Consider the following 1022-nt stretch of genomic DNA (forward strand, 5'->3'; position numbering starts at 1 on the left):
CATTATATTTGTTGATGAAGATGCAACGCTCGAACTGGATTGAGCCTGTGTGGATGGTGGGCGTCGACCCGCAATCTGAAGGGCTCAAACGAGCTCGCGACATGGGTATCAAGACCTGTGACCAAGGCATTGATGGTATCTTAGATAACATCATTGATGATGATATCCGTATTGCCTTTGATGCCACCTCAGCCTATGTGCATGCCGAAAATAGCCGTAAGCTTAATGAGCTTGGTGTGATGATGGTGGACTTGACCCCTGCTGCCATCGGGCCATTTTGTGTGCCCCCTGTCAATTTGACCCAGCACACCCAACAGCTTGAGATGAACGTTAACATGGTAACTTGTGGCGGACAAGCGACCATTCCGATGGTAGCAGCTGTGTCACAAGTTCAGCCAGTCAATTATGGCGAAATCGTGGCGACCGTGTCTTCAAAATCAGTCGGTCCTGGTACTCGTAAAAATATCGACGAATTTACCCGTACCACTGCCAAAGCGATTGAGCAAGTTGGCGGGGCAGCGAATGGTAAAGCGATCATCATCATTAACCCTGCCGAGCCACCGATGCTGATGCGTGATACCGTACATTGTCTGCTTGAATCTGAGCCAGATCAAGCTGCCATCATCCAATCTGTTCATGAGATGGTGGAGCAGGTCAAAAAATACGTACCTGGCTATCGTTTGGTCAATGGGCCTGTGTTTGATGGCAAACGGGTGTCGATGTTCCTTGAAGTAAAAGGCTTGGGTGACTTCTTACCAAAATATGCAGGCAATCTTGACATCATGACTGCTGCCGCCTTACGCACTGCCGAAATGTTTGCAGAAGAAGTGGCTAATGGCATCATCCAATTACCTGCTCGCAGCACAGCCGCTTAACGCCTAATTATGGAGAACGTATCATGAATTTAAGAAATCGTTATATCGTATTGCATGACATGAGTTTGCGTGATGGCATGCACGCCAAACGCCACCAAATTACCCTTGATGAAGCGGTCAGCATTGCCACAGGGCTAGATGAAGCAG

At 48.3% G+C, this 1022-nt stretch carries 1 protein-coding gene; it reads left to right on the forward strand.

Annotation, left to right across the window (positions count from 1 at the left end):
* Window positions 1-14: 14 nt before the first annotated feature.
* Window positions 15-875 (forward strand): acetaldehyde dehydrogenase (acetylating), encoded by an 861-nt coding sequence (locus tag GY683_RS07440; RefSeq protein WP_297288131.1) that lies wholly within the window; start codon window positions 15-17, stop codon window positions 873-875.
* The last annotated feature ends 147 nt before the right edge of the window (window positions 876-1022 follow it).

The organism is Moraxella sp., assembly GCF_024227015.1.
GTDB lineage: Bacteria > Pseudomonadota > Gammaproteobacteria > Pseudomonadales > Moraxellaceae > Moraxella.